This is a genomic window from Mycolicibacterium sp. MU0053, from assembly GCF_963378095.1.
Taxonomy (GTDB): domain Bacteria; phylum Actinomycetota; class Actinomycetes; order Mycobacteriales; family Mycobacteriaceae; genus Mycobacterium; species Mycobacterium burgundiense.
In genome coordinates this window covers 2,062,353-2,089,021 of the sequence record NZ_OY726397.1, presented here as the reverse complement: position 1 = coordinate 2,089,021, position 26,669 = coordinate 2,062,353, and the positions used below count along the sequence as shown (strand labels likewise).

The 26,669-nt window shown below is 66.6% G+C and carries 18 protein-coding genes and 1 pseudogene; 9 read left to right on the top strand and 10 right to left on the bottom strand.

Annotation, left to right across the window (positions count from 1 at the left end; translation table 11 throughout):
• Window positions 1-15: 15 nt before the first annotated feature.
• On the bottom strand, window positions 16-786 hold the full coding sequence (locus RCP80_RS09710; RefSeq protein ID WP_308482127.1) for a cephalosporin hydroxylase family protein: 771 nt from the start codon (window positions 784-786) through the stop codon (window positions 16-18).
• Window positions 779-1,837, bottom strand: a complete 1,059-nt coding sequence (locus RCP80_RS09705; protein ID WP_308482126.1) for a class I SAM-dependent methyltransferase — start codon at window positions 1,835-1,837, stop codon at window positions 779-781. The genes RCP80_RS09710 and RCP80_RS09705 overlap by 8 nt, the downstream gene beginning before the upstream one ends.
• 177 nt (window positions 1,838-2,014) lie before the next feature.
• Between RCP80_RS09705 and RCP80_RS09700 the strand changes: the two genes are divergently transcribed.
• Window positions 2,015-4,063: an ATP-binding cassette domain-containing protein gene (locus RCP80_RS09700; protein WP_308482125.1), complete on the top strand. Its 2,049-nt coding sequence runs from the start codon at window positions 2,015-2,017 to the stop codon at window positions 4,061-4,063.
• Complete coding sequence (locus tag RCP80_RS09695; protein WP_308482124.1) at window positions 4,060-4,905, top strand: CbiQ family ECF transporter T component; 846 nt, start codon at window positions 4,060-4,062, stop codon at window positions 4,903-4,905. Before RCP80_RS09700 ends, RCP80_RS09695 begins: the two co-directional genes overlap by 4 nt.
• Here RCP80_RS09695 and RCP80_RS09690 read toward each other — a convergent pair whose 3' ends face one another.
• A complete protein-coding gene (locus RCP80_RS09690; protein WP_308482123.1) occupies window positions 4,906-5,694 on the bottom strand; it encodes a class I SAM-dependent methyltransferase in 789 nt (262 codons plus the stop codon).
• A 173-nt stretch (window positions 5,695-5,867) separates the two neighbouring features.
• On the opposite strand from RCP80_RS09690, the gene RCP80_RS09685 reads away from it, so the two are divergent.
• Window positions 5,868-7,286, top strand: coding sequence for a condensation domain-containing protein (locus RCP80_RS09685; RefSeq protein WP_308482122.1), 1,419 nt, complete (start codon window positions 5,868-5,870; stop codon window positions 7,284-7,286).
• 31 nt (window positions 7,287-7,317) lie between these two features.
• On the opposite strand, the gene RCP80_RS09680 is transcribed toward RCP80_RS09685, so the two are convergent.
• The 4 genes from RCP80_RS09680 to RCP80_RS09665 form a co-directional block, all read right to left on the bottom strand.
• Window positions 7,318-7,656 (bottom strand): hemophore-related protein, encoded by a 339-nt coding sequence (locus RCP80_RS09680; RefSeq protein WP_308482121.1) that lies wholly within the window; start codon window positions 7,654-7,656, stop codon window positions 7,318-7,320.
• Between the two features lie 102 nt (window positions 7,657-7,758).
• Window positions 7,759-10,599 (bottom strand): MMPL/RND family transporter, encoded by a 2,841-nt coding sequence (locus RCP80_RS09675; protein ID WP_308482120.1) that lies wholly within the window; start codon window positions 10,597-10,599, stop codon window positions 7,759-7,761.
• A 40-nt stretch (window positions 10,600-10,639) separates the two neighbouring features.
• On the bottom strand, window positions 10,640-13,534 hold the full coding sequence (locus RCP80_RS09670; RefSeq protein ID WP_308482119.1) for an MMPL/RND family transporter: 2,895 nt from the start codon (window positions 13,532-13,534) through the stop codon (window positions 10,640-10,642).
• A complete protein-coding gene (locus RCP80_RS09665) occupies window positions 13,531-13,941 on the bottom strand; it encodes an MmpS family transport accessory protein (protein ID WP_308482118.1) in 411 nt (136 codons plus the stop codon). Before RCP80_RS09665 ends, RCP80_RS09670 begins: the two co-directional genes overlap by 4 nt.
• 1,430 nt (window positions 13,942-15,371) lie before the next feature.
• Between RCP80_RS09665 and RCP80_RS09660 the strand changes: the two genes are divergently transcribed.
• Window positions 15,372-16,583 (top strand): acyl-CoA dehydrogenase family protein, encoded by a 1,212-nt coding sequence (locus tag RCP80_RS09660; RefSeq protein WP_308482117.1) that lies wholly within the window; start codon window positions 15,372-15,374, stop codon window positions 16,581-16,583.
• A gap of 62 nt (window positions 16,584-16,645) precedes the next feature.
• Here the strand turns inward: RCP80_RS09660 and RCP80_RS09655 are convergent, their stop codons facing one another.
• The gene (locus RCP80_RS09655; protein ID WP_308482116.1) at window positions 16,646-17,926 is read right to left on the bottom strand and encodes a multidrug effflux MFS transporter; all 1,281 of its coding nucleotides are present in this window, start codon (window positions 17,924-17,926) and stop codon (window positions 16,646-16,648) included.
• A gap of 67 nt (window positions 17,927-17,993) precedes the next feature.
• Here RCP80_RS09655 and RCP80_RS09650 point away from each other — a divergent pair, with 67 nt between their 5' ends.
• From RCP80_RS09650 to RCP80_RS09630, 5 genes and pseudogenes are all read left to right on the top strand, one after another.
• Window positions 17,994-18,476: a MarR family winged helix-turn-helix transcriptional regulator gene (locus RCP80_RS09650; RefSeq protein WP_308482115.1), complete on the top strand. Its 483-nt coding sequence runs from the start codon at window positions 17,994-17,996 to the stop codon at window positions 18,474-18,476.
• Between the two features lie 117 nt (window positions 18,477-18,593).
• Window positions 18,594-19,139, top strand: a complete 546-nt coding sequence (locus RCP80_RS09645) for a YceI family protein (protein ID WP_308482114.1) — start codon at window positions 18,594-18,596, stop codon at window positions 19,137-19,139.
• The gene (locus RCP80_RS09640; RefSeq protein WP_308482113.1) at window positions 19,136-19,855 is read left to right on the top strand and encodes a TVP38/TMEM64 family protein; all 720 of its coding nucleotides are present in this window, start codon (window positions 19,136-19,138) and stop codon (window positions 19,853-19,855) included. The genes RCP80_RS09645 and RCP80_RS09640 overlap by 4 nt, the downstream gene beginning before the upstream one ends.
• A 305-nt stretch (window positions 19,856-20,160) precedes the next feature.
• A pseudogene (locus RCP80_RS09635) lies at window positions 20,161-22,992 on the top strand (MMPL/RND family transporter); the annotation flags it as partial.
• A gap of 49 nt (window positions 22,993-23,041) precedes the next feature.
• A complete protein-coding gene (locus RCP80_RS09630) occupies window positions 23,042-24,013 on the top strand; it encodes an aldo/keto reductase (protein WP_308482112.1) in 972 nt (323 codons plus the stop codon).
• A 10-nt stretch (window positions 24,014-24,023) separates the two neighbouring features.
• Here RCP80_RS09630 and RCP80_RS09625 read toward each other — a convergent pair whose 3' ends face one another.
• Window positions 24,024-25,454 carry a DUF2252 domain-containing protein gene (locus RCP80_RS09625; protein WP_373693479.1) on the bottom strand — a complete coding sequence of 477 codons (1,431 nt, stop codon included), beginning with the start codon at window positions 25,452-25,454 and terminating at the stop codon, window positions 24,024-24,026.
• A 78-nt stretch (window positions 25,455-25,532) separates the two neighbouring features.
• The gene (locus tag RCP80_RS09620) at window positions 25,533-26,585 is read right to left on the bottom strand and encodes a patatin-like phospholipase family protein (RefSeq protein ID WP_308482111.1); all 1,053 of its coding nucleotides are present in this window, start codon (window positions 26,583-26,585) and stop codon (window positions 25,533-25,535) included.
• Between the last annotated feature and the right edge of the window lie 84 nt (window positions 26,586-26,669).

Sequence of the window (26,669 nt, the reverse complement as noted above, 5' to 3'; positions counted from 1 at the left end):
GAAGCAGTCTCGCGCTCACTCGACCCTTCTCAGATAACCGGCCGGCGCTACCGTGATCTGCAGCTTGTCCTCGACACTCCGGTCGATGGCGAATTCGGCATGGCCCGCGAGGAACTCGCACACCGCGGTCTTCGGGTTGTCGCCGGGGGCCCACGGACGGTCGGCAAACATGTCGGCCGGCATGTCCTCGACGATGGTGTCGAACACCACGCAATAGCTGCCGATCGAGGTCAGCGGCGCGTACGCCTGCAGCTCCGCCAGCACGTGTCCGTGGGTGTGGTTGCTGTCCAAACACACCAGCACCCGTTCGTGGCGGGCCGCGATGGCGTGGACCTCCGTCACCACCGCGGGCGAGAGGCTCGAGCCCTCGATCATCTGAATGCGCGACGCCAACGGGTGCGCCTCGATGGCCGCCCGATTGTGCGCGCGGATATCGATGTCAATTCCCAACACAGTGCGCTGGGACTGGGCTGGGTCGAGCATCGCGCCCGCCTCGACGGCGTCGGCCAGGTCCAGCAGGGCCAGCATGGAGGCGCTGAAGATCAGTGACCCGCCGTGGGCGATGCCGGTCTCGATGATCAGGTCGGGCCGCACGCGCCAAATCAACTCCTGCATGGCGACCATGTCCTGGGGGTACTGGATGATCGGCCGCGACAGCCAGGAGAAATTGTAGGAATACTTCGCCAACAGCGAGCTCCGCATGAATTCAGCGGCATCGGCGTGCAGCCGGTCGTCGTGCGCCATCGCGTCGATGCGGTGCTGGACTTCGTCGTCGAAGTCACTCATGGTCCACTCCGATCAAATTGAACCGATCGCGCGTGATGGTGCGAACCTCCGCCAGGTAATTGGAGTTCATCACGCAGATGTCCGACCCCGGCGCGAGCGTCGCCATCGCCTCCCCGGGAGACATCACGCGCAGGCCGGTGGCGGACACAAACTTGCCGTGTTTGGCGGGATTGATGTCGACGAGGCCATGCACCGGATGGCCGCTGCGTTCCCGCAGCAGCGAATAGATGACACCCTTGGAGGCCGCGCCCCACACCGTTGTCGAACCGTTCAGCGCGGCCGCGGGCGAACTGGTTGCGGTAGCAAGGAAGTCCGCCGGAAAGTCCACCCGGTCCCCGGGATCGGCGACCGGCGCTCGCAAGGTGGCGAGGTCGGCGACGACGTATAGGTATTGATCCGCGAACAGACGTCCACCGTCCACCACCCGGCCGAACATCCTCGCGAAGTCCCGGAGCCGGAAATAGTTGACATGCTCATAGAAGATGTCGAACCACGCTCTGGCACGCAGGATCCAGTCGAAGCACGGGACCTCGATGTAGATCAGTCCACCCCCGTTGGCGTCCCGCAAACTCTGGAGGAAACCAAACGGGTCCTCGATGTGCTCGAGCACGTGCCGCAGGACGATCCCGTCGGCCGCGACGGTCGCGCCGGCGCCGAAATGGTGCCGATGGACAGCGGGATTGGCACCCTCATAGGTCGGGTCGAAGCCCGTGACGGAGCACCCGTGCGACTGCAGCAGCTCGAGGAAATACGCCTTACCGCAACCGACTTCGACCAGCCGGTCGGTACCCAGGTACCGCATGACGATGGTGGCGACGCGGTCGAGGTGCGTCTTGAACACCGAGCTATGAGCCTGTTCGTTCTGATATGTCGCGTCATACGTCATCAATTCGGGGCGGAACGCCGTGTTGCGCACGAGGCCGCTGGTGCCGTCCTGGACCAGACGAATATCGCCACGGGGACACGCGCGCGCCGCGAGAGCCGACTCGTACATCCGGTTCTGGAAGATCGGGAACTCGGACTGTTCGTATAGCTGCGTACCCCCGGTCATCGCACGCCGATCCGGACGCCGACCGGCCCCGGCGGTTCGGGAGTTGATGACATCGCGTCGCCCTTCATCATCTTCTGCAACACAGCTTCTCGTCACACCATTCACGCACATCTCAGGCGGGATTCGGTGCGAACCGTTCCATGAACATACGGTGGGTGGTCTGGCAGAATTGCCGAAATGACTGCTGCCTCCCATCGACTTCACGAGGGAGGCCCGCTTCGACCGAACGAACTGGCACATGCTGCGGTCATCGGAGCACTCTCCGCGGTCATCGTGATCATCGCCGTGATAATCCCGCTCACCCAGTCGTTGGGGATTCTGGGTGTGGCGCTGCCCGCGCTTCTCGCCAGCCGGTACCGCCTGCGCGCGGTGGTCGCCGCGACGGTTGCCGCCGGGGTGATCACCTTTCTGATCGCCGGCGTCGGGGGTTTGCTGGCGATTGTGAACTGTGCCTGCGTCGGCGGATTGACCGGGTACGTCAAACGCCAGGGCCGGGGCATACCCACGCTGCTTGTGCTGTCCCTACTCACCGGGGTCGTCGTCGCCGCGTGCTGGGTGGGGATCTTCGCGGTGTCGACTCAGTTGCGGCACTTGATGTTCGGCGTGGTGACCGCGACGGCGAACGGGATCGCCACCGTGCTGACATGGGTGCACCTGCCGGGCCCCGCCGCCGCGTTGCAGCTCTACGTCGCCGAGGGACTGCAGCACTGGGCACTGCTGTTTCTCGGCTATCTCACCGTGTCGTTCGTGTTCGCGTGCGTCGTCGCTTGGTCGGTGCTGTCCCGGGTGTTGGAGCGCGTGCGCGACGGCACCCCCGCGGTGCACAAGCTGACTGCCGCCGCCACCGGGGCCCGCGAATCTGTAATCGCGCCGGTACCGGTGCGGTTCGACAAGGTGAGTTTTCGGTATCCGGGTGCCGAAAGCGACGCCCTCGACGAGATCAGCTTGGGCATCGAGGCCGGCGAACATGTCGCCATCACCGGCGCCAACGGTTCCGGCAAGTCGACGTTGATGTTGATTCTGGCCGGCAGAGAGCCGACCTCGGGAGCGGTGCGCCGCCCCGGCGCGGTCGGCCTGGGCCAGTTGGGCGGCACCGCAGTTGTGCTGCAGCATGCGAAGAGTCAGGTGCTGGGCACCCGGGTCATCGACGATGTCGTGTGGGGGCTACCGCCGGGAGCCGATGTCGACATCGGCCGGTTGCTCGGCGATGTCGGCCTGGCGGACCTCGCGGAACACGAGACCAACAGCCTGTCCGGCTCGGAACTGCAGCGCCTGGCGCTGGCCGCGGCACTGGCTCGGAAACCGGCCCTGCTGATCGCGGACGAAGTCACCGCGATGGTCGACCAATCGGGTCGCGATGCCCTGCTGCGCGTGCTCGCCGGGGTGACCAAGCGGTACCGCACCGCGCTCGTGCACATCACCCACGACGCCGAGGCCGCGGCCTCCGCGGACCGCACGATCGACCTCGGCGCTGCGCCGAGGACCATCGACTCCGACTACCCGGTCCGAGCGCCGGCGCCGAATTCGCCTCGCACGCCCGTTGACAGCAGTCGCACTCCGGTGCTCGAACTCGCGGGTGTGGGCCACGAGTACAGCAGTCGCACCCCGTGGGCCAAGACCGTCCTGCGCGGCATCGACTTCGTCGTGGCACACGGCGACGGGGTCCTGATCCACGGCGGCAACGGCTCGGGTAAGTCCACCCTGGCGTGGATCATGGCCGGCCTGACGAGCCCCACCAGCGGTGTCTGCCTCATCGACGGCAAGCCCGCCGACCAGAACGTCGGCGCCGTGGGCCTGTCCTTCCAGGCCGCGCGGTTGCAGCTGATGCGCAGCCACGTCGGCCTTGAAGTGGCCTCCGCAGCGCGCTTCTCGCAGCACGACGAGGCCCGGGTGGCCGCGGCGTTGGAGTCGGTCGGACTGGACCCCGAGCTGGCGGATCGGCGCATCGACGAGCTCAGCGGGGGTCAGATGCGGCGCGTGGTGTTGGCCGGATTGCTGGCGCGTTCGCCGCGTGCGCTGATCCTCGACGAACCGCTGGCGAACCTGGACAGCGGCGCCCAACGCGACCTGGTGCAGTTGCTGGCCGCGCTGCGCCGCGACCGGGCTCTGACGGTGGTGGCGCTGTCGCAGGACGCCGCCGGGCTCCGGGACGTTTGTCCGCGGACCGTGCGGCTGCGCGATGGACTGCTGGAACCGATTTCGACCCCGGCGGAGAGCACACCATGACCACCGCGCCGACGCCCGCCCCCGCGCCCGCCCGCCGCGCTCCCCGTCGGGGACTGTTACTGGTCCCGGTGCCGGGCAGCTCGCCCATCCACGAGCTGTGGGCGGGCACCAAACTCCTGGTGGTCTTCGGTTTTTCGGTGCTGCTGTGGTTCTACCCCGGGTGGGTGACCATCGCGCTGGGCTGGGCCCTGGTGCTGGTGGCGGTCCGCATCGCCCACATTCCGCGCGGCGCCGTGCCGTCCCGGCCCCCTCGGGTGTGGATGTTGTTCGCCGTGGCGTTCGTGTTCACGGCGCTGGCCGGCGGCCAGCCGGTGATCGAGTTCGGCGCCGTCAGTGTCGGATTCGGTGGTGCGCTGCGCTTTGTGCAGGCCATCGCACTGGTTTTCGCGCTGTTCGGGCTCGCGGCGCTGGTGTCCTGGACCACCAATGTCGCCGAGGTCGTTCCCGCGTTGACGACCTTGGCCCGACCGCTCAGGCTGGTGCGGATGCCGGTCGACGAGTGGGCGGTGGCGCTGGCGCTCGGGCTGCGCGCATTCCCCATGTTGATCGAGGAATTCCAGGTGCTCTACGCGGCGTATCGACTGCGGTCCAAGTCGATACCGCCGGAGCGAACGGCGCGCCGAGCCCAGGCCCAAGATCTGATCGACTTGGTCGCCGCGGCCCTGGCCATGACCCTGCGGCGCGCCGATGAGATCGGTGACGCCATCACCGCCCGCGGCGGCACCGGTCAGCTGTCCGCGGCGCCGGCGCGCCCGAAACTCGCCGACTGGGTGACCCTCGCGATCGTCACCGCGGCCGGCGGCATCGCGGTGGCGGTCGAAACCATCTTTCACATCGCCTGATCAGGATGCGGGTGCGCCGCGGGTGGCCACCGCCACCGTCGGCCCCAAGCCTCGTCGGCTGCGGAACTCGACGGTGATGGCCGGGTCGGCATGCCGCGCGAGCGCGCGCAGCGCCGACGGGCTGTAGGCGCGCAGCGAGCTGATGAAGCCGTCGTGTTGCAGCGGCGAGAGCTTGGTCAGCGGCAGCACCACCGCCAACAACCCCAGGTGGATCGGCGCCGGTGGCCTAGGGAGATCGACGATCAGCAGCTTCTCGGCGGCCCGGGTTCCCGCGTCGAACACGCGGGCGGCAAGTCCCGGCGGCAGGTGGTGCAGCGACAGGGCAAACACCGCAAGATCGAAATGGCCCGCCGGGAAATCGATCTCGGTCGCGTCCAGCTCTCGCACGGTCGCTCGCGGATGACGGCCGAGGTCACCGTCGGCCATTCCGGCGACAAACGTGGGGTCGATGTCGGTGACCGTCACCTGCGCCGTAGGGTGCATCTGCAGCAGCTTGTGTGACAGCCCACCGAGACCCGCACCGAGTTCGAGGATCTTCGGCGCGGGTACCTCGGCGACCTCGCGGAGCACCATCCGGGCACACTTCTCATGAATTCCGATCCACCGTCGCCGCCCAGCGCGGTCGAGCGCAGCCATGACCTTGCGCTTCAGCACGTCGACGTCGTCGCGGTCCAGGTACTCCAGCCGGTTGGTTTGCAACCGCCGGTCCAGCCAGGACGCGTCCGGCCCGCCGCGGGGCATGTTCGCAATGTCGCCGGTGCTGCTGTCCACGTAGACATCATGGAGCATCCCCACGGTGATCCGGTCGAAAGTCGCAAAGTCAAAGCGGTTGGGCCCGGCCCTGGTTGGCATCGAGCGACGGATCGGATTCGGCAGATCCAGGCAAAGGACCCAGATTTCGCCAAAACCTCGCGATGCAGTGATTAGGCTATCGAACTGTTCGGCGATGAAGGAGGCTAGTGGTGCCTGGGCGGATGAGTCGTGCGCGCGAATCCCTGAGTAGGCGTCGCGGTTCCGAACCAGTTGCGCGACTGGACAACTATCTCGCGCCGGCCGATGAAGCCCTGTTGGCCGAGCATCGCGCCGCGGGCATGGCGGTGGTCATCCAGGTGACGTGGCGCTATGAGCATCGCGTGGATCTCGATGGGGTGCACCGCTTTCACCAACACCTCAGTCAGGGCTTGTTGGGCCGACGCATCGAGCGCCCGGCGTTGCCGATCGCCCGCCATCGCTGGGTCGCCGATCGACGGCCGACGGAATTCGACATCGCTGCGGGGCCCCGTCCGCGGGCCGAGTTCAGCGACTGGGTCGATGAACGCTCGCAACTACCGATCGACCCGCAAGCGGGACCGGGGTGGCACCTCGGCCTCCAACCGCTGGACGACGGGTCGACCGCAATCAGCCTGGTACTTTCGCACAACCTGATCGACGGACTCGGCCTCGCCCTGGTGATTGCCGAAGCGGCCCTGGGCAAGTCGCGCGATCTCGGCTACCCGCCGCCGTTGTCGCGCACCAAGCTGCGCGCCCTCGGTGCGGATGCCCGGCAGACGGTCCGGGACGTGCCCGAGGCGATCCGGGCGGTGGCCACGGCGGCGAAGCTGGCCCGGAAACAGGCCCGGGAGCAGCGGACGAAGGGCCGTGCACCGGCGTCACGCAGCGCCGCACCGGTCGCCACGGTGGGCGGCGACGACACCGTCCTCGTGCCGATGATCACGATTTACGTCTACCTGGATCAGTGGGACGCCCGCGCGGAAGCCCTTGGCGGCGGCAGTCACACGCTGGCCGCGGCCTTCGCCGCGAAACTCGGCGAGCGCATCGGGCGGCTACGGGCCGAGGACGGCGCCGTAACCCTACAGATCCCCATCAGCGACCGTACCGAGGACGACACCCGTGCGATGGCCCTGTCGTATACCCGGGTCAGCGTCGACCCGGCGCCGCTGACCAAGGAGCTCGCCGACATCCGGGCAGCCATCAAGAAAACGTTGCGGACCATGAAGGAGACGCCCGACGAGTCCAAGCAACTCCTGTGGCTGTCGTCATTCATGCCGGAGCGCGCGATGAAACGGATGGTCGCCAAGATGCCCGCCGATCCCGATCAGTCCGTGTTTTGTTCTTACCTCGGCGATCTCCACACGGCGATCGGCTGCCCCGACGGGACCATCGTCGAGTACGGCAATGCAAGGGGGACAGGGCAACGCGAGTCGCGACAGCTCCTCGACCGGATCGGCGGCCGGATGATGGTGCTGTCGGGGCGCATCAACGGCAAGATCTTCCTCAGCGTCGGCGCCTACCAACCGGGCGCGACGAACACCAAGGCCGCGTTGCGTGCGGTGGCCGCGCACACCCTGGACGATTTCGGCCTGACCGGCGTGGTCGACTAATCCTCGTCCCGGCGGCGAGAGGACGGCCCGCTCAGAAGTTGTGGCAGGTGACGAAGGCCTGCTCGATCGTGCCCAGGTAGGGCTGAAATGCGGGGGCCGCCGCCACGTGCTGGGCCACCTCCGCGCGCTTCTGCGGTCCCGCCGCGATGAAGTTGCGCAAACCGTTCTGCAGCATCGGCATTTGACTGAATGCCTTGCCCACTTGCGGGTCCTGCGCATTGAGCGCCGAAACCAGCTGCGGGTAGCTACAGGTGGTGTCGATCGCGGGGCCCAAATCCGGCGCTGCGGACGCGACCCCGGCGCCGGCGGCCAACGACAACACGAGTCCGCCGACGGCGGCGGCCACTCGGGTCAATGACAGTTGGATCATGGACAGACTCCTCCCTAACAACCGATCCCGACGTAGCGACTCTAAACGGGCGTTTCCGATCGCACCTGGGCTTTGCTGAATCTGCAACCGGCGAAGCACTACTCACCCTCCTTGGGTGACCAACGGGCGTCGGTCGGCCGGGCGCACGCTGGCAGGCCGCGGGTGCACTCGCAGCGGCCACCAGAACCACCGCCCCAGCAGCGCGGCAATCGAGGGGGTCATGAACGCGCGCACCACCAACGTGTCGAACAACAGCCCCAACCCGATCGTGGAACCCACCTGTCCAATGATGCGCAAATCGCTGGCCACCATTGACAACATGGTGAACGCGAACACCAGGCCCGCGGCCGTCACGACCTTGCCGCTGCCCCCCATGGCCCGGATGATGCCCGTGTTCAACCCGGCGCCGATCTCCTCCTTCATCCGGGACACCAACAACAGGTTGTAATCAGCACCCACCGCCAACAGCACGATCAACGACATCGCCAGCACCAGCCAGTGCAGTTCGATGCCGAGAATGTGCTGCCAAATGAGCACGGACAGACCGAAAGCCGCGCCCAGCGACAGTGCCACCGTGCCCACGATCACCAGGGCGGCAATGAAACTGCGCGTCATGATCAACATGATGCTCAAGATGAGGCACAGCGCGGCCACCCCGGCGATCAACAGATCGTAGGTGGAGCCCTCCTGCAGATCCTTGAAAGTCGCTGCGGTGCCGGCGAGGTAGATCGTGGCGTTCTCCAGCGGTGTCACCTTCAACGCCTCCTCGGCCGCGGTCCGCACGGCATCGACGCGCGAGATGCCCTCCGGAGTCCCGGGATCTCCTCGGTGCGTGAGGATCAGCCGCACCGCCTTACCGTCCGGCGAGAAGAACAGGCCCATGGCGCGTTTGAAGTCCTCGTTGTCGAAGACCTCCGGTGGCAGATAAAAGGAGTCGTCGTTTTGGGCGTCGTCATAAACCTGACCCATCGCGCTGGCGTTCGCGGTCGAGTCGTCGATGATCGCGAACATTCCCGACATCGTGCTGTACATGGTCAGCATCATGAAGCGCATCGACTTCATGGTCTCGATCATCGGCGGGAAGAGGGTCACCAACTGCTGCTGGTAGGCCGACATCCGCTCCACCCGCCAGAGAATCTCGCGCATCGAATCGCTGATCTCATCGGCCACGTCGAGCGCATGAAAGATGGACCGGACGCCGTGGCAGATCGGAATGTTCTCGCAGTGCGACTCCCAGTACAAGTAATTGCGAATGGGCCGGAAGAAGTCGTCGAAATCCGCGATGTGGTCCCGCAGGGTGTCGGTGACCTCTGCGATCTCCCGGTTGATGACGACAGTCTCGGCGGTGATCTCGGACATCTGACTCATCAGCCGATAGGTGCGCTCCATCTGGCCGATCATCGTTGACAGGCCTTCGGCCTGCTTGAGCATGTCGTTGATGCGCTCCTTGCCGAACGGGAGCACTTGCATCAGGCCGGCGCTTTGCAGGCTGATCTGAAAGGGTATCGACGTGCGTTCGATGGGGGTGCCCTCGGGTCGGGTGATGCTCTGCACGGTGGCGATGCCCGGAACCGCGAAGACATTCCTGGCCAGTTTGTGGAGCACCAGGAAATCAGTCGGGTTGCGCATGTCGTGGTCGGCTTCGATCATCAGAATGTCCGGCATCATTCGAGACTCCGGAAAGTGCCGCTCCGACGCCGCGTACCCCACGTTGGCCGGGATGTCCTGTGGCACATACAGCCGGTCGTCGTAGCTGGTCTGATATCCGGGCAGCGCCAATATCCCGATGAACGCAATGGCGCACGCCGCGACCAGAACTGGCACGGGCCACCGAGTGACCACCGTTCCTATTCGCCGCCACCGGCGGAACATCAGCGTCCGCTTGGGTTCGAAGAGCCCGAACCGACCGCCCACGGCAAGGGCCGCCGGGATCAGCGTGACGGCCACCACGATCGCCACGACCATCCCCACCGCGGTGGGCACACCCATGGTCTGGAAGTAGGGCAACCGGGCGAAGCTCAGGCAGAAGATCGCCCCGGCGATCGTCAGACCGGAACCGACAACCACCTTCGCAACACTGCGGTAGGTGGTGTGGTAGGCCGTCTCCGGATCCGCACCGGCCTGACGGGCCTCCTGATAGCGCCCGGTGAAGAATATGCAGTAGTCGGTGCCGACCGCGATGGTCAACGAAACCAGCAGGTTCACCGCAAATGTCGAAAGTCCGATGAGGCCTTCATCACCGAGGAATGCCACCACACCCCGGGCGGCCTGTACCTGGATCCCCATCATGGCGAGCAGGAGAACGACCGTGACGATCGAGCGGTAGAAGAAGAACAGCATCGCGAAGATCACGACCAGGGTGACGGCGGTGATCTTGATGATCGAGTTGTCGCCGGCGTGGTTCATGTCCGTCACCAACGGCGCCGGACCGGTGACATAGACGCTGACACCCGGTGGCGGCGGCGTCCGGTCCACGATGCCTCGGACGGCCGCCACAGACTTGTTGGCCAGCGCCTCGCCTTGGTTGCCGGCGAGATTCAGCTGCACATAGGCGCCCAACCCGTCGGCGCTGGCCACCCCCGACGCCGTGAGCAGATCCCCCCAGTAATCCTGGACGTGCTGGACGTGGACGGTGTCGGCACGCAACTGACGAATCAGATCGTCGTAATAGCGGTGCGCCTCGTCGCCCAGGGGTTGCTCACCTTCGAGCACGATCATCGCCACGCTGTCGGAGTCGGACTCCTCGAACACCTCACCCATGCGCTTCATCGCCTGGAACGCCGGTGCGCCTTGGGGACTCAGCGAGACCGAGTTCTCCGCACCGACGCGTTCCAACGACGGTACGGCGAAGGTCGCAATGGCGACGACCACCAGCCAGCCGAGGATGATCGGCACCGCCAGCCGGTGGATTGTCCGAGCTATGTAGGACGGCCGATTGCTCATGTGGCCGTCAACGTGCGGAAGGTCAACGCGTTCAATATGATCAGCGCTCTTCCTTCTGCAGGAGGGAGCGCACCAGCGGGCGGGCGCCGGTCCGTCGGGCCGCACTGACGGGGCGGGGATGGACCCGTTGCGGCCACCAGAACCACCGCCCCAGCAGGGCGGCGATCGACGGCGTCATGAATGCCCGCACCACCAGGGTGTCGAACAGCAGGCCCACACCGATCGTCGCGCCCAGTTGTCCGATGGTGACGAGGTCGCTGACCACCATCGCCAGCATGGTGAACGCGAACACCAGGCCCGCGGCCGTCACGACCTTGCCGCTGCCCCCCATGGCCCGGATGATGCCGGTGTTGATGCCGGCGCCGATCTCCTCTTTCATCCGGGACACCAACAACAGGTTGTAGTCAGAACCCACGGCCAACAGGACGATGACGGACATCGCCAGGACCACCCAGTTCAAGGGGATGCCGAGAATGTGTTGCCAAATGAGCACGGACAGACCGAAAGCCGCGCCCAGCGACAGTGCCACCGTGCCCACGATCACCAGGGCGGCAATGAAACTCCGGGTGACAATCAGCATGATGCAGAAGATGAGACACAGCGCCGCGGTGGCGGCGATCAACAAGTCGTAGGTGGATCCGTCCACGATGTCTTTCACCGATGCCGCGGTTCCGGTGAGGTAGATCTGGGCGTTCTGCAGCGGAGTTCCCTTCAACGCCTCCTCCGCCGCGGTCTCTATCGGGTCAACCAACGCCATTCCCTCGGGCGTCGCGGGATCACCGCGCTGCGCGATGAGCATCCGCGCGGCCTTCCCGTCCGGCGACAGGAAGATGTCCATGACCCGTTTGAAGTCCTCGTTCTCGAAGACCTCCGGTGGCAGATAGAAGGAATCGTCGTTCTGGGCAGCGTTGAACGCCCGGCCCATCGCGCTGGCGTTATTGGTCGCCTCGTCCATCTGGTCCATGATTCCGGCCATGGTGCTGTGCATGGTCAGCAGCATCGCCCGGGTCGAGTACATGGTCTCGATCATCACCGGAAACTGTTCGAGCATCTGCGGCATGATCGCGTCCAGGCGATCCAGGTTCTCGATGAGACCGCGCATTTTCACCGTGATCTCGTCCACTCCGTCGAGGGTGTCGAACACCGACCTGATCGCGAAGCAGACCGGAATGTTGTAGCAGTGCGGCTCCCAGTACAGGTAATTGCGGATGGGCCGAATGAAGTCGTCAAAATGCGAAACATGGTCTCGGAGATCGTTGGTGATGTCTTGCAGTTCGTGCGTTCTGTCGACCATCTCGGAAGTGGTGCTGACCATCTGCTCGGTCACCGACTGCATGCGCTTCATGGTTTCGATGGTCTTGGTGATGTCGTCGGCTTGCACCAGCAGGTCGTCCATTCGATTCTTCTGGAACGGCATCAGCACGGACTGGGAGGCGTTGCTCATACTCAGAATGAACGGAATCGTGGTGTGCTTCAGCGGTTCCCCGCCGGGACGCGTGACGGCCTGCACCCGAGAGACTCCCGGAACCGCCTGTACGGCCTTGGCCAGTTTGTTCAGCACCAGGAAGTCCGCCGGGTTCCGCATGTCGTGATCGGCTTCGATCAGCAGAATGTCCGGTGCCATCATCAGCGACTGCGGAAAGTGGCGCGCCGCGGCGGCATAACCCACGTTGGCCGGGATGTCCTGCGGAATGAACTTCTGATCGTTGTAACTGGCCTGGTATGCCGGCAGCGCCAAGAGTCCGACCAAGGTGACCGCGCAAGTCGCGGCGAGAATGGGCGCGGGCCAACGCACCACGGCAGTGCCCACTCGCCGCCACCGCCGGGCCATGATCTTCCGCTTGGGCTCGAACAACCCCATGCGACTGCCGACGGCGATCACCGCCGGCACCAGCGTCACCGCCACCACCACCGCGACGACCATGCCGATCGCCGTCGCAACACCCAGCGTTTGATAGACCGGAAGCCGGGTGAAGTGCAGACAGAGCACCGCCCCGGCGATGGTCAAACCGGAACCCACCACCACCTTCGCGACGCTGCGGAAGCTGGTGTAGAACGCCGTCTGCTTGTCTTCGCCGGCCTGACGCGCCTCCTGATAGCGCCCGGTGAAGAATATTCCGTAATCCGTTCCGGCCGCGATGGCCAGCGCCACCAGCAGATTGACGACGAACGTGGTGACCCCGATGAATCCCAGATCGCCGAGTAACGCGACGAATCCGCGGGCCACGATCAGTTCGATCGCGACGATCACCAGCATCAGAACGACCGCGATGACCGATCGGTAGACCAGCAGGAGCATCACGAATATCACCGTGAAGCTCAGCGACGTGACGAGCATGACCGTCCTGTTGCCGGCGGGTCCCAGATCCGCGGCGAACGCGGCGGGGCCGGTGACGTGGGCCTGGACTCCCGGTATCGGCGGCGTCGCGTCGACGAGTTCGCGTACCGCACGCACGGATTCGATCGCCGAGATCTCGTCGTTTCCGGTCAGGGTCAGCTGCACATACGCGGCCTTGCCGTCGACGCTCTGGGCGGCGGCCTGGGTAATCGGATCGCCCCAGAAGTCCTGGACGTGTTGCACGTGTTCATCGGTTTGCAGCTGCCGAACGATCTCGTCGTAATAGGCGTGTGCTTCGTCGCCGAGGGGCTGGTCGCCCTCCAACACGATCATCGCCACCGCGTTCGAGTTGGTTTCGGCGAACAGCTCACCCATGCGTTGCATGGCCCGGAACGACGGTGCGGCAGAGAGGTCCATCGCGACCGCATTCTCTTTCTCGACCTGTTCGAGCGAGGGAACGCTGACACTCAAGATCACGGCGATCGCCAACCAGCCCAGGATGATCGGCACGGCCAGCCGCCGGATCAGCCGCGCCATCCAGGACGGACGGTGGGTGACTGGCAACGGCTCTGTGACGGGTTCGCTGACCTGACTCATGCGGCCTTCAGCACGCAAAAGGTGAACGCGCTTACCCCGTGCCGGACCTTTTCGTCCCTGATTTCGTCGCCCACGCTGATACGGCATCCGATCGTGTCACTGTCGCCCTGCGCGGTGACGTTCCCCATGGCGGTCGCCTCCGTGATCGGAAAGTCCAGCGTCCACGGCAGGGCCGCGTCCTTGATGTGTTGCGGATCGGCATCGGCATCGAAGTAGCTGATGTCCGCGACCGCCCCCGGTGGGCCGAACACCTCGTACACCAAGTGTTTAGGGTCGTGGGGTCGTCGTTCCTCGCGTTCGGTGCCGGTATAGCTGGGGCGGTTATCGGTGCCGAAGACCCCGTGCAACCGCGAAACGGTAAAGCCTCCTGCAGTTATCACCACCCCGATGACCAGTGGAATCCACACCTGCTTGAGAATCCTGAAAATCTCAGAGCCCCTCTTCCTCTGATGCCCCATGGGTGCCTCGCCGGCGTCGCCACACATGCGACAACGCCCGACCTCGACACGCCCGACCCGTGCCGCCCCACATCGGTGCGCGCCGCGGATTAGCCCGCGGCGATCACCGCAAACATGCGGCGCTTCGGAGAACGCGACCGACGTCGCACACTGGCTTGGCCTGAATCGGCACGTTCCCCATGCGATTTCGGATCGTAATGCATTACCAGCGACTATTAGTCGGGTTAGCAAAATTTCGGTGGACCCGATCCGAAAACTCGGGTTGTGCGCCCATCCGTCACGGACCTGGCCATTCAATCCGTCACGCTGCACCGTCGCCTGGACCAGCCGTCACCTCGGGGTTTGACCTGAGCAGGGCCCGCCCTGCCTGCCATTTCGCAGCACCGGAATGGTGTCGCCGAATTCCGCATGCGGTCGCCCAGGAAAGCGCCGGCACGCCGATTGATTGCGATTTGAATCATTCGCTGGATGGGGTCACCACCCGCCGAGCAACGGCGCCGATAGCGCATCCGTGGCAAAGAAGTCAGTTATCGCCCAGTTCACCGGGTTTGGCCTCCCGGCCCCCCCGCCGCACACCGGCTCTCAGCAATGCCGCGCCGCCCACCGCAGGTCCAGCTGCCGCCGACGCTGCAAGTACGCCGCGCGGCGTCGACGATGCGGATTCACCATCAGCTGACCCGCTCGCCCGCCGGGGGCGGGACGCCGCCGTACCGCCGTCGACCTATGCCGCCGGGGTCGAACGGTGGCTATCGGAACCGGGCGTTCACCCAGTTATTCACCGCCGCAGTAACATTGGCGGATACTACCGAAACATCGTCTTTCACAGGGTCTTTCGACTCGGCGCGGGACGGCCGTGGTATCCGACCGGGCTTCGGGTGCGCACCGGCCCCAGCGAAGCCCATCGAACCTGACGGGCGTGCGCGCAGTCCCGTGGTGGCGCGCCCCGTCCCGCTGCGGCCGTCCCGAATCCCCGATAACATATCGCCGCTAAAGATCTGCCCCAGCCGCGCGGAAAACCGATGAGTGCCGGGACGGGTGCGGCCGTCGCAGCCACGACTGGCGCCGTCGGCAATCGGCCAAAACCCGCGTCGGCCGGACTCTCCCGTGCAGCAACCACCGTCGATCGTGGTCGCCGGGCCCGCCCGCCGATCGGGACCGCGTTTGCCCGCCGACCACGGGGCCGGAGTCGAAGCTGTGGGCGCAAGCCGGATTGGGTCGACTCGCCGGAGGCCGCCTTGCTCCGGTCCGCGGTGAGTCAGTAGGTTCGCACCGCATGCCGGCGGTCGCTCGTTGGGCGGGCATGCCATGCTGGGCTGCTCCACTTTGCCGAACATTGCCATGCGACTGCCAAGCACCGCACCAGGGTCCAGGAGAACCAGATGACCTTCTCATTGCAGCTGAGCGACGACGTGATAGAGGTGCGCGACTGGGTGCACCAGTTCGCGGCCGAGGTGGTGCGGCCCGCGGCCGCGGAGTGGGACGAGCGGGAGGAAACTCCGTGGCCGATCATCCAGGAGGCCGCCAAGATCGGCTTGTACTCCCCCGAATTGTTCGCCCAGCAGTCCGTCGAACCCAGCGGGCTGGGCATGCTGACGGTGTTCGAGGAGCTGTTCTGGGGTGACGCCGGCATTGCGTTGTCGATCCTGGGCACCGGTTTGGCCGCCGCGGCGCTGGCCGGCAGCGGAACTCCCGAACAGATCGGCCAGTGGCTGCCGGAGATGTTCGGCACTCCGGGTGACCCGAAGCTGGGCGCGTTCTGCTCGTCAGAACCCGACGCCGGCTCCGACGTCGGCAGCATCCGGACCCGGGCCCGATTCGACGAGGCCACCCGCGAGTGGGTGCTCAACGGCACCAAGACCTGGGCCACCAACGGCGGCATCGCCAATGTGCACATCGTGGTGGCCTCCGTCTACCCCGAACTCGGGACCCGCGGGCAGGCGACCTTCGTCATCGGTCCCGACACCCACGGCTTTTCCCAGGGGCAGAAGTTCAAGAAGCACGGCATCCGCGCGTCGCACACCGCCGAGGTGGTCCTCGACAACGTGCGGCTGCCCGAGGAGATGATCCTCGGCGGCCGGGAGAAGTTCGAAGAGCGCATCGCCCGGGTCCGATCGGGCGCCTCGACCCGCGGGCAGGCGGCGATGCAGACGTTCGAACGCACCCGGCCCTCGGTCGGCGCCATGGCGGTCGGTGTCGCGCGCGCCGCCTACGAGTACGCGCTGGACTATGCGTGCCAACGTGAACAGTTCGGCCGCAAGATCGGTGAATTCCAGGCGGTGGCCTTCAAGCTGGCCGACATGAAGACCCGGGTCGACGCCGCACGACTGCTGGTCTGGCGGGCCGGCTGGATGGCCCGCAACAACGTGGCGTTCGAGGCCGCCGAGGGTTCGATGGCCAAGCTGGTGGCGAGCGAGACCGCGGTGTACGTCACCGACGAGGCGATCCAGATCCTCGGCGGCAACGGCTACACCCGGGACTACCCGGTGGAGCGGATGCACCGCGACGCCAAGATCTTCACGATCTTCGAGGGCACCAGCGAGATTCAACGCCTGGTGATCGCGCGTGCGGTGACCGGGCTGTCCATCCGCTAGCCCGCCCTAGCGCTGGCTCGAGCGCGGCTGGGAGGCCGACCGCGGCATCAGCCTGGCGACGCTCACCGACTCGTGGCAAGCGCTGCTGCTGCAGGAGTAGGGGTTTCGGCTGCGGCCGAGGAGGTTTCACGGAATGGCCGATGTCCGCGGGTGAGCACGAACAGGGCCGTCGCCGACAGCGCCGCCGCGGTCAGCATCATCGCACCCATCGGTAGCGCGTTGGCGTCGCCGGCCAGGCCGATCAGCGGTGAGACCGTGGCGCCGAGGCTGTACTGGACGAAGCCCAGGACCGCCGAACCCGTTCCGGCGGCATAGCGGACCTCGCTGAGCGCCAGCGCGGTGGCGTTGGCAAAGGTGAAACCGATGGTCGCCATGAAGCCGGCCATCAGCGCGATGGTGGCCCACGGCAGCACGCCGCCGACGGTCACGTTCAGCAGCATCAGCGCCCCCACCACCACCATGGCCGAGACCCCGCACTGCAGCAGCCGACGCGGCGAGATGCTCGTGGCCAGCCGTGCCGAGAGCACACCGGAGAACGCCACGGCCAGCGCGCAGGCGCCGAAGGTCAGCGAATAGGCGCGCGGCGAGAAACCCAGGATGTTCTGCAGCACAAAGGGCGAGCCGGAAATGTAGGAGAACACCGCCGCCGAGGCGAAGCCCAGGCACAGCGCGTAGCCGAGGAAGAACCGGTTGCTCAACACCGAGACGGCGCTGCGGGCAAAGGCTTTCACGCCGGCCGGGCGACGCAGCTCCGGCGGCAGCGATTCGCCGACCAGCCACACTGCGCCGATGAGCATCAGCAGGTTGAGTCCCGCCAACGCGAGGAAGACCGCCCGCCAGCCGAACTCGGCGACCACCTGACCGCCGAGGATCGGCGCGATGACGGGAGCCAGAATCCCGATCACCATCATCACGGTCAGCAGCCGGGCCGCCTGGCTGCCGTGAGAGCGGTCGGCGATGACGGCCCGCGCGATGACGACGCCGGCGGCGCCCGCGAAGCCCTGCACGAAGCGCAATGCGATCAGGATCTCGATGGACGGACTGAAGGCGCACAGCACGCTGGCCACCAGGCAGACCACGATGCCCACCAGCAGCGGGCGCCGCCGGCCCAGGCGATCGGAGAGTTGGCCGACGAAGAGCTGACCGAGCGCGAGGCCGATCAGGAATGTCGTCAGGGTCAGCTGCACCATCGAGGCCGACGTCTCGAGATCGACGGCCATCCGCGGAAAGGCCGACAGGTACATGTCGATCGAGAACGGCGTCACCGCGCTGAGCAGGGCCAATACCAAAATCAACGAAACGGCCGGCGAGGATGTCGCCGGGGTCGCCCCGCGCAAATTCATGCAGTCTCTTCTCATCGGATTTAGTTATCTCATCATACCTATCGATTCATAACTATATGATCGTGAGATGGCTGACACTCTCGACGGGCCCTCGACGGCGTCGCTGGCTGCGACCCGGGAACTCGCGGTGGCGCTGCACGACCTGTCCTGGCGGATCGGCCGGTTCGGCCCCGCTCAGGTTGGGCTGGAACCACTGCCGGCATCCGAGTTGGCAGTGCTGCGCACCGTGATGGACCAGCCCGGGCGCAGCGTGTCCGATATCGCCGCGACGCTGTCGATGCAGACCAGCAATGTCAGCGCCGCCGTGCGGTCACTGACGGCGCGCGGCCTGGTCGACAAGCGCACCGACGACCACGACCGGCGGGTGTCACTGCTGCGCCCCACCGCGCGCGCACTGGCAGACCGAGAGGCCATCGAGGATGCCGTCGCGACCACGGTGTCCACCGCGCTCGCCGAAATCCCGGCGGCCCAGGTCGCGACACTGCAAGCCGCCATCCCGGCACTGCGCGCGCTGACGCTGGCCGTCGGAACCCCGGTCGCCCAGCCCTGACCCAGCCGCCGGGCCCGCTCCCCCGGAATTGTCGCTGTTTGTCGCTGTGAGGTGGGACAACAAGAACCGGCACCTCCTCAGGCGGTCGCCAATCCCGTCCTGCCCTATGTTGATCCGGTGACCACGCCAACCCGCAGCCTCGGCCAGAACGACGGCACCCTTACCCTGAGCACCGGCGTCACCGGTCGCGCGGCGCGGATCGGGCACCGCCTGAGCATCGCGATGGACTCGTGGCGCATCACGATCGATTGGGCCGGAAAGATCCCGACCGCCGCGCACCTGACCATCGATGTCGACTCGTTGCGAGTGGTCGACGGTTCGGGTGGCCTCACCCCACTCACCGCGCCGGAAAAGGCCATCGTGCGCGGCAACGCACTGAAGACGTTGAATGCCAACCGCTTTCCCACGATCGAGTTCGACGCCGCCACCATCACCGGCACCGACACCGGTTACCTATTGAGCGGTCCGCTCACCCTGCACGGTGTCTCCCGCCCCACCGACGTCGCACTCGAAGTGACCGGACAATCACAACTGAGCTCCGTAACCACGGTGTCGCACAAGAACTTCGGTATCCGCCCCTACTCGATGGCCCTGGGCGCGATGAAGGTCGCCGACGAAGTGACGATCGAGTTCAACGCGACGGCACGCCCGTCGGCGCAATGATCGCCGACCCCGCCGAACCACACCCTGGCGCACGCCGCCGCCACGCGCTGCGCCTGCTGGCGTTCGCGGCCTTCCTGCTGACCCTGTTCTATCTGGTCGCGGTACAGCGGGTGATCGACGTCGAGGCGGTGCGCGGGTTCATCGCCGCCACCGGGCCGGCCGCGCCCCTGGTCTACGTCGTGATCTCCGCGTTGCTCGGGGCGATCCTCGTGCCGGGACCCATCCTGGCCGCCGGCAGCGGCTTCCTCTTCGGGCCGGTGCTGGGCACGTTCGTCACGCTGGGCGCGACGGTGGGCACCGCGATCGCCGCCAGCCTCGGCGGGCGCCGGGCCGGCCGGGACAGCGCCCGAGTGCTGCTGGGCGACGAGCGCGCCGACCGGCTCGACGCCCAGATCGAGCGGCGCGGCCTGTGGGCGGTGGTCGGGCAGCGCTTCATTCCCGGCGTCTCCGATGCGCTGGCCTCCTACGGGTTCGGCGCCTTCGGCGTGCCGGTGTGGCAGATGGCGGTCGGGGCGTTCATCGGATCGGCGCCGCGGGCATTCGTCTACACCGCCCTGGGCGCCTCCATCGGCGACCTGTCCGCACCGCTGGCGTACACGGCCATCGCGGTGTGGTGCGTGATGGCCGTCGTCGGAGTCTTCGCGGCCCGCAGCGGCTACCGCTCCTGGCGGCGGGGTCGCGACGCCCCACCGGACGCCGACGTCGAAGCCGATTGACCGCGGGTCACGAGTAAGCTGACCCCGCTGCCGACGGCAATCCGGTGGATGCCCGCCGCGCCGGACCTGCCGACCCTCGGCATACCGAGGTGACCAAACCGGGCTGCCGTCTGGTTTACTAGTCGCACTAACAGATCCGGAAGTGCCGGACTCGCGTATGCGATTCCCCGACCGACCACGGGTGGTTTTTTCTGATGGCCGATACCGGCACTAGCGCGAGCTTTGTGACGCAGTGATGCCCGCATGAGCACACTGATCCCCGGCTCGGCCAGCGGCCCCCGGGCGCCCCGCCCCCGCCCGAGCACGAAAAGCGCCGCGGGCTCGCCAAGTGGCTCCGCGTCTTCGCCGTCCCGGTCATCATCGGCTGGATCGGCTTCGTCGCGCTGCTGAACATGACGGTGCCCCAGCTCGAGGTCGTCGGGCAGATGCGCTCGGTGTCGATGAGCCCGGACGACGCGCCGTCGGTGGTCGCGATGAAGCGGGTCGGCGAGGTTTTCGAGGAGTTCAAGTCCGACAGCTCGGCGATGATCGTGCTCGAGCACGACGATCAGCTCGACGACGCGTCGCACCACTTCTACAACGACATGATCGACAAGCTCGAGGCCGACACCGAGCACGTCGAGCACGTCCAGGACTTCTGGGGCGACCCCCTGACCGAGGCCGGCGCGCAGAGCCCCGACGGCAAGGCCACCTACGTCCAGGTGTATCTGGCCGGCAACATGGGCGAGGCGCTGGCCAACGAGTCGGTGCAGGCGGTCACCGAACTCGTCGAGGGTCTCGAGCCGCCGCCGGGCCTCACGGTCTACGTCACCGGCGGCTCGGCGCTGGCCAACGATCAGCAGGTCTCCGGGGACCGCTCCGTGCGGGTCATCGAGGCGGTCATCTTCGTCGTCATCATCACGATGTTGATGCTGGTGTACCGGTCGATCATCACGACGGTGCTGGCCCTGGTCGTGGTGGTGCTGAGCCTGTCCTCGGCCCGGGGCGTGGTGGCGTTCCTGGGCTATCACGACCTGATCGGCCTATCGACGTTCGCGACCCAGCTGTTGGTGACGCTGGCGGTCGCGGCCGCCACCGACTACGCGATCTTCCTGTTTGGGCGATATCAGGAGGCCCGCACCGTCGGCATGGACCGCGAGGCGGCCTATTACGACATGTTCCACGGCACCGCACACGTGGTGCTGGCCTCCGGTATGACCATCGCCGGGGCCATGCTGTGCCTGAGTTTCACCCGGCTCCCCTATTTCCAGACCCTGGGCATCCCGATGTTCGTCGGCATGGTCATGGTCGTGGCCACCGCGTTGACGCTGGGGCCGGCCATGGTCGCCGTGGCCACCCGGTTCGGCAAGATCCTCGAGCCCCGCCGCGCCATGCGCATCCGGATGTGGCGGCGGATCGGCACGGTCGTGGTGCGGTGGCCCGGCCCGGTGCTGCTGGCGACGATCGCGCTGTCGCTGGTCGGGCTGCTGACCCTGCCCGGCTATCAGACCAACTACAACGACCGCAATTACCTGCCGACGGACCTGCCCGCGCAGGAGGGCTTCGCCGCGGCCGAACGGCACTTCTCGGCGGCCCGGATGAACCCGGAGTTGCTGCTGATCGAGACCGACCGCGATTTGCGCAACCCCGCCGACTTCCTGGTGATCGAGAAGATCGCCAAGGAGGTGTTCCGGGTGCCGGGCATCGGCGAGGTGCAGTCGATCACCCGCCCCGAGGGCGAACCGCTGGAGTACAGCACGATCCCCGCGCAGATGGGGCAGAGCGGTCTGTTGATGGACATGAACCGCAAGTACCAGATGGACCGCATCGACGACATGCTGGTGCAGGCCGACGACATGCAGAACACCATCCACACCATGGACCGCATGGTCGAGTTGATGACGCAGATGGCCGCGACCACCCAGAGCATGGTCGGCAAGACCCACGTCATGGCCGACAACCTGGTCGAGCTACGGGATCACCTCGCCGATTTCGACGACTTCATCCGCCCGCTGCGCAACTACCTGTATTGGGAACCGCACTGCTTCAACATTCCGGTGTGTCACACCATGCGCTCGATGATGGATGCGCTCGACGGCACCGACACCATGACCCAGCAGATGGTCGCCATGCTGCCCGACATGGACCGGCTCAGTGCGTTGATGCCGGAGATGGTCCGGCTGCTGCCGACGCAGATCGAGACCATGCGCAAGATGCGCAACACGATGCTGACGATGTACCAGACCCAGAAGGGTCTGCAGGATCAGATGGCCGCCTCGCAGGAGAATCAGACGGCCATGACCAAGGCGTTCAACGACGCCAAGAACGACGACACGTTCTACCTGCCGCCGGACATCTTCGACAACAAGGACTTCAAGCGCGGGATGGAGAGCTTCATCTCCCCCGACGGAAAGTCCGTGCGGTTCATCATCTCTCACGATGGTGACCCGCTGACGCCCGACGGTATCAAGATCATCGACGGCATCAAGCTGGCCGCCAAGGAGGCCATCAAGGGCACTCCGCTAGAGGGCTCGAAGATCCAGGTGGCCGGCACCGCGGCGGCGTTCAAGGACATGCAAGAGGGCAACAACTACGACCTGCTGATCGCCGGCATCTCCGCGATCTGTTTGATCTTCATCATCATGCTGTTGATCACCAAGAGCCTGGTGGCAGCCGGGGTCATCGTGGGCACCGTGCTGGTGTCGCTGGGCGCTTCGTTCGGCGTATCAGTGTTGGTGTGGCAGCACCTCATTGGCATCGAACTGCACTTCATGGTGATGGCCATGGCGGTGATCATCCTGTTGGCCGTCGGCGCGGACTACAACCTGTTGTTGGTGGCCCGGTTGAAGGAGGAGGTCCACGCCGGCATCAACACCGGGATCATCCGCGCGATGGGCGGAACCGGTTCGGTGGTGACCGCGGCCGGACTGGTGTTCGCGTTCACGATGATGTCGATGATGGCCTCCGAGATGATCGTGGTGGCCCAGATCGGCACCACCATCGGGATGGGCCTGATGTTCGACACCCTGGTGATCCGGGCGTTCATGACGCCAGCCATCGCGGCATTGATGGGCAAGTGGTTCTGGTGGCCGCAGCGGGTGCGGCAGCGCCCGTCGCAGGGTGCGCTGACCCGATTGGTGACCACGGACTCCAACTGACCCAGGCTGCACCGCCGCGCTGACCGCGCAGATCAGTACGGTGGGACAGATGAAATACCTTGACGTGGACGGCCTGGGCCCGGTCAGCCGGATCGGGCTCGGGACCTGGCAGTTCGGTTCCCGCGAGTGGGGCTACGGCGACAGCTACGCCGCCGGGGCGGCCCGCGAGATCGTCAGCCGGGCCCGCGCCCTCGGCGTGACGCTGTTCGACACCGCCGAGGTCTACGGCATGGGCAAGAGTGAACGGATCCTGGGCGAGGCGCTCGGCGACGAGCGCGCCGAAGTCGTGGTCGCCAGCAAGGTGTTTCCCGTCGCGCCGTTCCCGGCCGTGGTCAAACAGCGCGCCCGCGCCAGCGCCCGCCGGTTACAGCTGACGACGATTCCGCTCTATCAGATTCACAAACCCAATCCGGTGGTGCCGGATTCGGTGATCATGCCCGGCCTGCGGGAGTTGTTGGACCGCGGCGAGATCGGGGCGGCCGGGGTGTCGACCTACTCGCTGCAGCGGTGGCGCAAGGCCGACGCCGCGCTGGGCCGGCCGGTGATCAGCAATCAGGTGCACTTCTCGCTGGCCAACCCCCAGCCGCTGGACGACCTGGTGCCGTTCGCCGAACGGGAGAACCGGATGGTGATCGCCTACAGTCCGCTGGCGCAGGGCCTGCTCGGCGGCAAGTACGGTCTGCACAATCGGCCCGGCGGGGTGCGGGCGATCAACCCGCTGTTCGGCACCGAGAACCTCAGCCGCGTCGAACCGCTGCTCGACGTGTTGCGTCAGGTCGCCGCCGACGTGGACGCCAAGCCGGCGCAGGTGGCGCTGGCCTGGCTGCTGAGCCTGCCGAATGTGGTCGCCATCCCGGGCGCGTCCAGCGTCGAACAACTCGAATTCAACGTCGCCGCAGCCGAAATCGAGCTCAGCGCCGAGGCCCAGACGGCGTTGACCAACGCGGCGCGGGCGTTTCACCCGGTCTCGGGTGCGCGCAGCATGGCCGACCTGCTGTTGGACAAGGTCGGTCGACGCTGACCCGACGGCGCTATACCCCGCGCTCGATCGGTAGTCGACCGGAGTCGACGGCGGCCAACAGCGCCGCGTGGTCGGCCTCGGTCTGGTCGGCGTAGCGGCGCGCGAATTCGCACAACGCGTCGTCCACCTTCTCCGAGCGACCCATGTAACCGGCGATCATCGACGCGCCGCTGGTGCGGGCGTGCCCCTTGGCGAGTAGCTGCCCGACGACGCCGGCGTAGTCGATGAGCGCCCGGGGATCCATCGCGTCCAGCGCGATGCTGCCCTTCATGTTGCGGAACTGCCGCACGTAGTACTGCAACCCGTCCACGGTCGTCCAGCCCAGCAGCGGGTCGCTGACGGTTTGCAGCGCCTGCTGGTATTCGACGACGCGTTGGCCCTGATGGGCGTGCCAGGCCGACTCGCCGTGCACGTACCGCGCCAGCACCGAGCGGCGGGCCTGCTTGAGCTGGAGGAACACCACGTCCTCCGGCGACGACCCCTCCAGCAACGCCACGTAGGCACGCAGCCCGACGCTGCCCACCCCGACCACCTTGTGCGCGACGTCGAGCAGGGTGTAGCCGCCCAGCACGCGACGCCAGTGCGTGGACAACGTCAACAGGTACTCGTCGAGCGCCACGGCCACCGCTTCGGCCTCCCGGTCGGGCACCCGGGTGATCAGCGGTGGCTCCTCGACGATGCGACGGACGCCGTCGACCTCCTGGGTGAACCGGGGCAGGGCGCGGTCACTGGTGCGGTTGCGGGCCCGGCGCGCCGAGCGGCGCACCTCATCGGCCAACGGTTGGGCGGTCTCGCCGGCGAGTCGGTCGACGTCGAGGCGGGTGAAGGAGCGGGAGAACAGCGGCTCGTCGGCCAGGCGGCGCAACTCCAGCCGGTAGGAGGTGACGCAGGAGCGGACCGCTTCGCCGCATTCTTGCTCGGAGGCACCGTTCTGCCGCCCCGCCACCCAGATGCTGGCCACCAGGCGGCGCAGGTCCCATTCCCAGCCACCGGGATGGGCCTCGTCGAAGTCGTTCAGGTCGATCACCAGATCGCGTTCGGGGGACGCGAAGAACCCGAAGTTGCCCAGGTGCGAGTCGCCGCAGACCACCGGCGTGATGCCGGTCGAGGGCAGCCGCGCCACGTCCTCGGCCATGACCACGGCGCTGCCGCGCAGAAAGCCGTACGGCGAGTGGGCCATTCGCCCCACCCGAACCGGAATCAGATGTGGTTGGCGGCCATGGTGGTTGATCTCGATGAGGCGGATCGGGTCCGGCCGGTCGGGCGGCGGATCCCAGCCGGCCAGCTCGCCGCGATGCACCCGGTCGCGCAGGCTCTTGCCGAGTGCGTACCGCTCGGCGCGGGTGACCGGCCGCTGCCGCAGGGAGTGATACGCGCTGCTGTCGATGTCCGCCAGCACGGTGTGTCTACCCGGCGGGCGACCCGATGCGGCGCTGCTCACTGTGCAAACACCTCCTCATGTGTTGGCAGGCGCGGTGGCCCGACCGCACTCATTGTTGCCGACCGCACTTCGGAGCCGCTAACGCGCGGCGTCTACATCGTGGGCCTGCCGGAAGCGCCGCAGATATGCCGGCCAGTCCCAGGTGGACAGGAACTGCGTCACGGCCGCGTACCCCTTGTCGTACAAGACTCTCGTCTCAGCGGGTGAGATGCCGAAATCCAACACGCCGACGTCGGTGGAATCGACCTGGATCGCCCGCACCCTGACCCACGGCAAGGACAGGTGGGCCTGGTCGTGGCCGACCAGCATGGTGGTGATCAGGCTTTCCAGCATGGTCGGTCCGGTGCAGCCCAGCGGCAGCCGCAGTCCGGGGATGAGCTCGTCGATCCGCGGGGCGGGCAGATACGGAACCACCGCGACGCCGAAGGTGGGCCACCGCGGGGCCGCACCGTCGGGGCGGTCGAAGGAGTCGATCGGGAAGTTCGACAGCACGCCGCCGTCGACCAGCGTGGACTCTTGGCCGGCAGCACTGGTCAGCGTCACCGGACGGTAGAAGAACGGGATGGCCATCGAGGCCCGGACCGCGTCGGCCACCGACTGTTCATCGGGGTCCAGCCCGTAGACCCGCCGGTAGTCCCACGGCAGCCGCACCAGTTGCCCGGTCGTCAGGTCGGCGACGGTGACCACCAATCGGTAACGACGCTCCGGGAGCAACTCGTGGTCGTCGACGGCGAGGTCGCCGAAGGTCTGCACGCCGAGGTTCGTCAGCTCACCACGCACCCAGTCGTGCGCGAAGTCGCCGCGGTAGGCGCCGGTGCCGCGCGCCAGTCCCCACGCCGGGCCGAGGACCGGGAGCCGTTCGATGGGACCGGCGTCGCGGAACTTCCGGTACGGCACGCTCAGCGCAAGGTCACGCAACTGGGCGCTGCTCAGTTGATCGCCCTGCGACGCGGCGGCCAGGATGGCGCCCACCAGCGACCCCGCCGAGGTGCCCGACACCCGCTGGATCGCGTAGCCGGCGTCCTTCAACCCGACCGCCGCCCCCACCAGAGCGATGCCCTTGACCCCGCCCCCGGAAAGGACCAGATCGGCGCGCAGCGGCCGGCGCGTGGTCGAACGCTTGCCCGGCATGAACCCAGGGTGGCACGCGGTACCGCTTCGGCGCCGCACCTTGGCCGTTCGCGTGGGTCGGGCCATCCCCGGCGAGACTAGGCT

What these genes read in the sequence shown, in the direction of transcription:
- RCP80_RS09705 (WP_308482126.1), bottom strand. Translation starts at nt 1,837, where the DNA reads ATGACCGGGGGTACGCAGCTATACGAACAGTCCGAGTTCCCGATCTTC.
- RCP80_RS09695 (WP_308482124.1), top strand. Translation starts at nt 4,060, where the DNA reads ATGACCACCGCGCCGACGCCCGCCCCCGCGCCCGCCCGCCGCGCTCCC.
- RCP80_RS09670 (WP_308482119.1), bottom strand. Translation starts at nt 13,534, where the DNA reads ATGAGTCAGGTCAGCGAACCCGTCACAGAGCCGTTGCCAGTCACCCAC.
- RCP80_RS09650 (WP_308482115.1), top strand. Translation starts at nt 17,994, where the DNA reads ATGGCTGACACTCTCGACGGGCCCTCGACGGCGTCGCTGGCTGCGACC.
- RCP80_RS09710 (WP_308482127.1), bottom strand. Translation starts at nt 786, where the DNA reads ATGAGTGACTTCGACGACGAAGTCCAGCACCGCATCGACGCGATGGCG.
- RCP80_RS09655 (WP_308482116.1), bottom strand. Translation starts at nt 17,926, where the DNA reads ATGAATTTGCGCGGGGCGACCCCGGCGACATCCTCGCCGGCCGTTTCG.
- RCP80_RS09680 (WP_308482121.1), bottom strand. Translation starts at nt 7,656, where the DNA reads ATGATCCAACTGTCATTGACCCGAGTGGCCGCCGCCGTCGGCGGACTC.
- RCP80_RS09675 (WP_308482120.1), bottom strand. Translation starts at nt 10,599, where the DNA reads ATGAGCAATCGGCCGTCCTACATAGCTCGGACAATCCACCGGCTGGCG.
- RCP80_RS09630 (WP_308482112.1), top strand. Translation starts at nt 23,042, where the DNA reads ATGAAATACCTTGACGTGGACGGCCTGGGCCCGGTCAGCCGGATCGGG.
- RCP80_RS09700 (WP_308482125.1), top strand. Translation starts at nt 2,015, where the DNA reads ATGACTGCTGCCTCCCATCGACTTCACGAGGGAGGCCCGCTTCGACCG.
- RCP80_RS09690 (WP_308482123.1), bottom strand. Translation starts at nt 5,694, where the DNA reads ATGCTCCATGATGTCTACGTGGACAGCAGCACCGGCGACATTGCGAAC.
- RCP80_RS09640 (WP_308482113.1), top strand. Translation starts at nt 19,136, where the DNA reads ATGATCGCCGACCCCGCCGAACCACACCCTGGCGCACGCCGCCGCCAC.
- RCP80_RS09660 (WP_308482117.1), top strand. Translation starts at nt 15,372, where the DNA reads ATGACCTTCTCATTGCAGCTGAGCGACGACGTGATAGAGGTGCGCGAC.
- RCP80_RS09620 (WP_308482111.1), bottom strand. Translation starts at nt 26,585, where the DNA reads ATGCCGGGCAAGCGTTCGACCACGCGCCGGCCGCTGCGCGCCGATCTG.